We start from the raw sequence: 6426 nt of genomic DNA, 5'->3' as shown, positions 1-6426 counted from the left end.
GGCCCAAGGAACAGGTCCGATACCGCTCCCCGGGCCACCCCAGAGCAACTCAACTCTGGGGCATCGCAAGGAACTTGGAATTAGCCACCAAGATCTTGCTCTTGCCGGAAACGTCATCCGCCCTGCTCAGGCCACATGTTGGTATTCGTGGAGGAGGCCGCCGAGTCGGTCGGTTCGGCGTATGTCGAGGCGGGCGATCTGCTCCGGGTTGTCGATTGGCTTGGGTGAGCGGGTTGTGACGTAGCCGTCGGGGTTGGGTGACGGGGCCAGGCCCAGCGGGTCGGGGCTGGTGTAGCGGGCGGTCTCCGGGTCGTAGTAGCGGTGGACGTTGTAGTGGAGGCGGGTCTCGGGGTCGAAGTACTGGCCGGGGAAGCGCAGCGGGGTGTACGTGGTGCTCTCGCTTGGCCAGGTGGTGTTGCCCCACAGTGTCGGGGTGGCACGCCAGGCGATCGTGCTGCTGGCAGGATCCACGAGTTCGGTGGGCGTGCCGACCAGGTCGGTGACGATGGTGAAGAAGCGGCGATCGACTTGGTCCTCGGAGAGGTTCCCGGCCGAGGGCGCGGTGATGGTCTCGCACTGGGCGACGGGTTGCAGGCCGTTGTGGTCCCAGCTGAGCGTGTGCGGCCCCGGCAGGTAGGCGGCGTGGCTGGTCTGCTCCGCCAGAGTCGGGCCGTCCCAGGTGAAGTCGGTCCGTTCCTCGGCGCTGCCGTCCTCGCTGAGGCGCAGCTTGGCGGTCCGTCGGCCGAAGGGGTCGTAGCGGTACTGCCAGCGGGCGCCGTCGGGAGTGGTGACCTCGGTCAGGCGGTCCTCGGCGGTGGCGGGGTCGGGTTTGCCGTAGGTGAAGTGGAAGCGGAGGGTGCCGTCGGCGCCGCAGTGTGGTGTGAGCCAGAAGACCCCGCAACGTGGACGGACAGTCGGGCGCTCTCCGTAGTGCGCCGTTCACCGGACAAGCCGTGAACCTGCGTCGGACGATCGCCGCCACACCCCGATCCCTGGCCATGGGCCGCAGAAGATCCCGGCGGCACCGCTCCCTTGGATTCGCTTGTACCCCCGAGCGGGGTTCTCCGTGGTCGGACGGTTCGGCGTAGCGGCTCGATCATGCGCCGTGGCCTTCTGGCTTGCCCGCTGAGGTGGCCATGGCGGTGTCGATGGCGTCGAGCACTCTGTCGAGAAGGGCCAGTTCAGCGTCCGGTAGGGAGCCGAAGATCTCGCGCAGTATGTTCGCGCCCGCTGCCGTGCCCGAGGCGAGGGCGGAAGCCGCTTGCGGGGTGAGGGCGACGTCCGACGCCCAAAGGGCAAGTCTGAACAGGCACTTCACGTCGACACTCGCATGTTCAACACCCTGCTACGGCACCTGCGAGCCCTCGGCGAGCGCACCGCCGCCGAGCTCAATCAACGATGGCGCACTCTGCAGCACGTCACGCTCAGCCCCAGCCGAATCGGCGACATCGCCCGCGCCGCCTCGTGCTCAACAGCATCTGGAAGTGATCACCGCCGAGAACCAGTCGTATGCTCCGCAGCATGCCAAACTCCGAGGAGGTGATCGGGTCAGCGATTGCGATGCTGATCGAGGTGCTGCATCGTGCCGGCGTCAGTGCAGGGTTCGGACCTTGCCCAGCTGCCGATCTTCAGACGGTGGCTCGGGACCTGCCGTTGTCGGCGGAACTGCGGAACCTCTACGGGACTTCCGGGCCGCTCGACACGGTCAATATCCCCGCCCCGCTCGGGGGGATCACACTCGCCCCTGCTCGGGACCTGGTGTCCTACCAGTCCTGCTACCGCTGGCACGGCAACGACGGGCACCGACTGGACGCGTGGCCGGACGAATGGGTGGTCATCGCCAACCACTCAGGAGATCCGTTCATCGCCGACACCACAGTGCCGGGCACCCGAGTCGGCATTGCAATACACGGCACAGGCTCATGGAAACCGTTCTGGGTTGCACCTACGCCGGCTGACTTCCTCATGCTGCTGGCTTGCCTCACCCAGGCCTACGTCGTGGAGCACCTCAACCGCCCCGGTGAGGATGAGGACGACTACGAAAGCTGGCCGCCCACCTATCACGACCGGCTCGCCGCACTCCTGTCCGACCGCGCACCTGGAGTCGACGCCACAGCATTCCTGAATTACCTGTGTCAATAACCCCGTTGGCTTCTCACTCGACATGCCGGGTCATCCGGTCCGCCGGGTAGGGCCCGGCGACCCGGCTACCGGGTCGCTGCCCGCCGAGTCTCGACTCTGCTCATCGAATGCTTCTACTCGCAGACACGCTCACGCATTCATGGACCCTCCACGCCGTTGAGAAAACCTCAGTAGCCAGAGCGCCTCCCGAGGGAAAGGCAAATGTCATGGACGGTCCCGTGTTCGTCATTCACGGCGTGGGCAACCGCGACGAACCCGCGTTCGAGGAGACCGTGCGGCTGCTGCGGAGTCAGGTCGGCAACGCGCTGACCCTTTAGCCCCTGTTCTGGGGTGACCTCGGCGCCAATGACGACGGGGTGGGCGCGACGATTCCCAGGATGACCACCGGCCGCCGCGGAACCAGAGCAGGGCCGCGGACGACACCCGGGGCGATCGACGACCCGGACGCGCTGGCCGTGTTGGCCGCGTTGCTGGAGGACTGGCCGCCAGAGGGTCGGCTGCAGGCCGGGACCCGAGGCGCTCGCGCCGACGACCAACGGCTGAGCTGGCTGCAGGAAGGGGTTGAGGGCGGGCTCCCGACCAGGTGCACCAGAACGCGCGGGGCGCCATGGGGCGGGACCGACACCGACGAGATCATGGCCGTGGTCCGCGAGGAGTGGCCCCGAACGACTTGGTTGCGGCAAGTCGCCGACCCGGCTTTGCTGCGTGCGACCGGCGCAGCTCTGACCGGCGCAGCTCTGGCCGGCGCCGCCGAGGACGGCGACCCGGCCGGTGTGCTGCCCCGCACAGGCACCCGCTCACGCGTCGGACGACTGAAGGCCAGGGCGAAGGCCAGGGTGAAGAAGGCTCTACATGACCTGGACCAGGTGACCGGTGCCACGATGGCGGCCGTGGCCGGTCGGGTGCACACCCCGCTGCGCACGCACATCGGCGCCGAGCACGGCCCGGTTTCTGGGGGACGTGCTTGTCTACCAGCGTCACCAGGCGGACATCCAGACTCGGATCCGCGAGCGCATCGATGCGGTCGATCAGGACCTCGGGCGGAGTGTGGAACGGCCGGTGCGGGTGGGGCCACAGCCTCGGCGGGGTGATCGCGGTCGACATGGCCACCGCCGACCAGCCGTTGTGGATCTCCTCGCTATTGACCATCGGGTCCCAGGCACCGTTGTTCCATGTCTGCGACCCGCGGGGCGGGCGTCTGCGACCGTACCAGCCGGACCAGTTGGTGCAGCTGCCCGCTTCGTTGGCCCGCTGGCCGAATCTCTGGGAGCCGCTCGACGTCCTCGCCTTCATCGCGGCCGGAGTCTTCCGGCTGCCTGACCAGAGCTCCCCGCACGACGTTGCTGTACCTCACCTGACCAGCTCCGGACTGTGGACGCACTCGGCTTACTGGAAGTCCACCGACCTCCCCGAGCAGATCCGCTCGACGATGACCCGCGGTCGGCGAGGGGTGCCATCCGGGTAGTGGTGATCGCATCGGCCGAGGCTGGATCGCGCTCATCGCGAGCGCTGTCCGCGATGCCCGCATTTCGGCGGCGGCTCCGCCAGCGTCGTCCTGTGCCTGCGACCCTCCGCTGGACCGTCTGCGTGGCGCGCTGCCTGACGGTTCTGTCGCGCATCCGTTTCCTGAATCACCTTGCGGCATCTGGTGTTTCGGTGGGGTTCCACTAACATGAGCCCTACTCGTGTTTTGGAAGGGGCCAGGACATGCTGAACCGTCTCGACCTGCCCGCGGGTTTCCGCTGGGGTGCATCGACCGCCGCCTACCAGATCGAGGGGGCGGTGGACGAGGACGGGCGCGGGCCCTCGGTGTGGGACGTGTTCGCCGCCCGGCCCGGCGCTGTGCGGGACGGGGCCACCGGGCGGGTAGCCTGCGACCACTACCACCGCTATGGCGAGGACATCGCGCTGATGCGGGGCCTGGGCCTGGACGGCTACCGGTTCTCGATCGCCTGGTCGCGGGTGCTGCCCGCCGGGGCCGGTGCGGTGAATGTCGGCGGGCTCGATTTCTACGACCACCTGGTGGACGCCTTGCTCGCCGCCGGGATCACCCCGTTGCCGACGCTGTTCCATTGGGACCTGCCGCAGGCCCTGGAGGACGGCGGCGGGTGGCTCGTCCGGGACACCGCCTATCGCTTCGCGGAGTACGCCGAGATCGTCGCGGACCGGCTCGGCGACCGGGTCCCGGCCTGGATCACGCTCAACGAGCCCTTCGTGCACATGGTGTTCGGCTACGCGCTGGGCACCCATGCCCCCGGTCGTACCCTGATGCTCGACGCGCTCCCGGTCGCCCACCACCAGCTGCTCGGCCACGGCCTGGCCGCGGCGCTGCTGCGCGAGCGCGGCCACGAGGTGATGATCTCCAATAACCTCACCCCCGTGTGGCCCGCGAGCAAGGCGGAGGCGGACGTGGCGGCCGCCGCCGCGTACGACGCCCTGCACAACCGGCTGTTCACCGACCCGCTGCTGCTGGGGAGTTACCCGGACCTGAGCGCGTACGGCGTCGGCGAGGACCTCGGCGGGTGCGTCCGCCCCGGGGACCTGGAGCTCATCGCCGCTCCCGGACTGGACGGGCTCGGCCTCAACTTCTACAACCCGACCCGGATCGCCGCCCCGACCGAGCCCGGCGGCCTCCCCTTCGCCGAGGCCGAGATCGAGGACGTCCCGCGAACTGCCTTCGGATGGCCGGTCGTTCCCGACAGTCTGCGCGAACTCCTTCTCGACCTGCGGGACCGCTACGGCGCCGCCCTGCCGCCGGTCACCATTACCGAGAACGGCTGCTCGGTCGCCGACGAGATCGGTCCCGACGGTGCTGTCAACGACCAGACGCGCATCGACTTCATGGCCAGCCACCTCGACGCCCTCGCTGCAGCGGTGGCTCAAGGTGTGGACGTCCGGGGCTACTACACGTGGTCCTTGATCGATAATTTCGAATGGGCAGAGGGGTTGACTCAAAGATTCGGCCTCGTACACGTTGACTTCACCACCCAGCGCCGCACCCCGAAGTCCTCGTACGCCTGGTATCGCCAGCTGATCGCGGCCCACCGGGCCCGGCATGGGAGGTAGGCCTTGCGGCGGTCCCCGGGGAGGCGATGCGGATCGGCATCGCCCGACTGGACAGTGGAAAGACAGTAGGCGGAGATTCCGGCCGCACCAAACGACCATCCAGCAGGCCCGTCCGGACCGTCCCGGTGGACGCCGCGGGCCTGCGATGGCCGGTCGTCGGTCACCGTGCCGCTGCGTCGTATCGTCGCCGTGAGGCCATGACGGCTCGGTCGACGTCGAGGAGCGGCCCGGTGATGGTCGGACCGCGAGGGCGGATCCCGCAGGGGAACGGGTGCGCCGAGGGTATGGTGCCAGCTCAGTCCCGGGTGAGGGCGTTGGCGGCAGGCCACCTACCGCCTTGGGGCATCTCCAGGCGTTCGGCCAGTGCTTGGCGCCATGCGGGCAGGGGTGAACGGCCCGCACCAGTAGTCGGTCACCCGAACCGCCCTCCCGTCTTGCAGCTCGTCGATCGAGACGTTCCGGTACACGCGGCCGTCACCGTAGTCGGTGCTCCACTCGACGACGACGGTGTCGCCGCAGGCGTGCCGCCTCCCCACGGCGAGTTGCAGGCCGACGAAGTGCGACTCCACGGCGGCGATGCGTGACATACCGCGGATGAGTTCGCCGCTCTGCGGCCACTGGCTGGCTTCATTGGAGGTCATCCCACGTCCAGGGCGGGGCGGGGCTTCCGTCGGGTTCCCTTCCGAACTTGAAGTGCTCCTTCAGGTTCCCGAGCTCAACGAGTTGGCGGAACCCGCCGGCGCCGGGTAGTCGCTCGGCCAGGATGCTGAGGACGGGTTCTCCCGCGTCCCAAAGATCGCCTATCAGGGCGGCACGGTCGAGCTCGTCGTTGAGCGGCGCGTGGGTGGCAGCCCGTTCGGCGAGCACGCGGGCGTCATGATCAGTTGATGCGGCCCGCACGGCGTCGAGGAGCCCCGGCATCCACTCCTCGGTGTCGACTGGCGCATCCGCAGCCACCCGTCGTGCCAGGTTGGTTGCTTCGTCTGCCCGCCCAACCTCCAGGAGTGCCCATATCAGCCCAGGGAGACGGCTCAAGCCGCGCAGCGGGGCTTCGGCGGCGATGCGGTCGGCCAGCACCATACCCTGTTCCGACGCCCCCGCCTCCCGCAATTCCTCCAGCAGCACAACTAGTACTCCAGCAGGACTTCGACGTTTTGCCTGTTCAGAGGCTGCGCGCGGTGAGTGTAGCTGGCTGATGACCCATCAGGGGCGGTCTTT

At 68.4% G+C, this 6426-nt stretch carries 6 protein-coding genes and 1 pseudogene; 3 read left to right on the top strand and 4 right to left on the bottom strand.

Annotated elements, in window-relative coordinates; translation table 11 throughout:
* Nucleotides 1-237 precede the first annotated feature (237 nt).
* Together P3T39_RS37000 and P3T39_RS36995 are read right to left on the bottom strand one after the other, a co-directional pair.
* Nucleotides 238-813, bottom strand: a pseudogene (locus P3T39_RS37000) (RHS repeat-associated core domain-containing protein); the annotation flags it as partial.
* Between the two features lie 283 nt (nucleotides 814-1096).
* Nucleotides 1097-1318, bottom strand: a complete 222-nt coding sequence (locus P3T39_RS36995; RefSeq protein ID WP_280703717.1) for a hypothetical protein — start codon at nucleotides 1316-1318, stop codon at nucleotides 1097-1099.
* A 203-nt stretch (nucleotides 1319-1521) separates the two neighbouring features.
* Between P3T39_RS36995 and P3T39_RS36990 the strand changes: the two genes are divergently transcribed.
* From P3T39_RS36990 to P3T39_RS36980, 3 genes are all read left to right on the top strand, one after another.
* Nucleotides 1522-2142, top strand: coding sequence for an SMI1/KNR4 family protein (locus tag P3T39_RS36990; RefSeq protein WP_280703716.1), 621 nt, complete (start codon nucleotides 1522-1524; stop codon nucleotides 2140-2142).
* 1087 nt (nucleotides 2143-3229) lie between these two features.
* Entirely contained in the window at nucleotides 3230-3607 is a 378-nt protein-coding gene (locus tag P3T39_RS36985) for a hypothetical protein (protein ID WP_280703715.1), read from the top strand.
* Nucleotides 3608-3849: 242 nt separating this feature from the next.
* Complete coding sequence (locus P3T39_RS36980) at nucleotides 3850-5208, top strand: GH1 family beta-glucosidase (protein ID WP_280703714.1); 1359 nt, start codon at nucleotides 3850-3852, stop codon at nucleotides 5206-5208.
* A gap of 329 nt (nucleotides 5209-5537) precedes the next feature.
* Here the strand turns inward: P3T39_RS36980 and P3T39_RS36975 are convergent, their stop codons facing one another.
* Entirely contained in the window at nucleotides 5538-5849 is a 312-nt protein-coding gene (locus P3T39_RS36975) for a hypothetical protein (RefSeq protein ID WP_280703713.1), read from the bottom strand.
* Nucleotides 5836-6333, bottom strand: coding sequence for a hypothetical protein (locus P3T39_RS36970; protein ID WP_280703712.1), 498 nt, complete (start codon nucleotides 6331-6333; stop codon nucleotides 5836-5838). Before P3T39_RS36970 ends, P3T39_RS36975 begins: the two co-directional genes overlap by 14 nt.
* Nucleotides 6334-6426: the final 93 nt, after the last annotated feature.

It is taken from the genome of Kitasatospora sp. GP82, assembly GCF_029892105.1.
GTDB lineage: Bacteria > Actinomycetota > Actinomycetes > Streptomycetales > Streptomycetaceae > Kitasatospora.
Note: the sequence above shows the minus strand (reverse complement) of the source record. Positions and strands in the feature narration are given on the sequence as shown.